Annotated in this window: 1 pseudogene; it reads left to right on the top strand. The window is 61.0% G+C overall.

What is annotated here, in order from left to right:
* Positions 1-505 precede the first annotated feature (505 nt).
* Positions 506-1,157, top strand: a pseudogene (locus tag EN925_RS36800) (sensor histidine kinase); the annotation flags it as partial.

The following is a 1,157-nucleotide window of genomic DNA, read 5'->3' as shown; positions in this document are numbered from 1 at the left end:
CCGTTGCTGTCTACGTCACCATCACCGCCCCTGCCTCCGGTCGCACCATAAAGAGCCTGTGCATGCGCCGGCGCCGTCAGGATGACTGGCAGCAGCAACGACCCCGCGAGCGCCGTGGAGCACAAAAGTACAAGCGGGCGTATGAGCGAGCGACGATCGCGAATTGTCATGGAATTCCCCCCGTGTGCCGCAAGCAACGATTCCGCGGCCGGCCCGATCGCCGGGCGTCCCGCGAAAATCATCGCTTGCCGCTGCGTCGGGTCGCGTGCGTCCGCCACGCACATCGCCCCGACTGCTTCCTCACAATCCGCCCGGCGAAACCACCAAGACGATCGCGGCCGATGATAAAACGTCCTCTCCCGACAATTCCACCGATCAATTCTATTGAATTCTGACCAATTCTTGCACGGGCGGATCGCGCTTGCCTCCCCGCACAACTCCTGCGAGATTCAACATTTGGCGCATCGGGGGGTGCGGCAGGGGAACCCCGTGCGAATACTCGACCATGCTTGATCTGAAGACCGTTCTGGTTGTTACGTTTGCAACCGCAAGCCTGCAGGCCGTCACCTGGTTGTTTGTGTGGCTGGCGTGGCGCCGCCTCTATGAGTTGAAGTTTCTTGCGGCCGGCTTCGTCGCTATCGCGGCGGGGGTGCTGCTGATTCTCCTGCGTGGGGAGCAGCCGGCGGCCTGGGCCATCGTGCTCCACAACACGATCATCAAGCTAGGCCTGGTGTTGCTGGCCGAGGGTCTGGCGCGCTTTCTGGGACAGCCACGCTATACCTGGATCAGCATTTCACTGCTGATTTTCCAAATTGTCGCATGGAGTGCCGCCCTCGCGATGGATCCGGGCGACATTGCTATACGCATTCACGCATCGACCTTCTTTACGGTCGTGATGATGTCGGTGATGTGTCTTGGGCTGATGCGGGACCGGACGCAACCAACCCTCCTGCGCTGGATCACGATCGGTGTGCTTGCCGAGTATATCGCGGCTAGCGTTCTCCAGAGCATCATCGAATACCGGCTGCCGGTCGATTTTCAAGGCGCCTCGGTTCTGGCCGACCGCAACGCCTGGTATCTGCTGCAGGGCGCGCTGTTCCTGATCGCCTTTTTCGGCTGCCTGCTGTTCATGGTCAGTTCGCGGCTGTCCTCTGCGC

It is taken from the genome of Mesorhizobium sp. M7A.F.Ca.US.006.04.2.1 (assembly GCF_004022915.1).
Lineage (GTDB): Bacteria > Pseudomonadota > Alphaproteobacteria > Rhizobiales > Rhizobiaceae > Mesorhizobium > Mesorhizobium ciceri.
This window is presented reverse-complemented; position numbering and strand designations above follow the sequence as displayed.